Genomic DNA, 205 nt, shown 5'->3' on the forward strand with positions numbered 1-205 from the left:
AATAGCATGGAGTTTTGGCAGAAAGTAATTAAAAAGTTGCTTACAACTCGTTATATTGACTTGTACCCTATATTTGATAGCAACACAGGCGAACTGTTAGACTTACTCTTTGCTAACGATAAAAAAGAATATAAGCCAGAAGAATTAGTAAGGCTGATTAGTCCTTTTTATATCAATGAGGATACAAGTATTTTAGACAATGCTC

1 protein-coding gene is annotated in these 205 nt (G+C 32.7%); it reads left to right on the top strand.

Translation table 11 applies throughout. The features are described 5' to 3' along the window. Positions 1-205: hypothetical protein (locus tag L979_RS16935; RefSeq protein ID WP_231559567.1), on the top strand; the 205-nt coding region annotated here is incomplete at both ends.

Origin of the sequence: Kocuria sp. ZOR0020 (assembly GCF_000800955.1) — a bacterium.
Lineage (GTDB): Bacteria > Actinomycetota > Actinomycetes > Actinomycetales > Micrococcaceae > Kocuria > Kocuria subflava.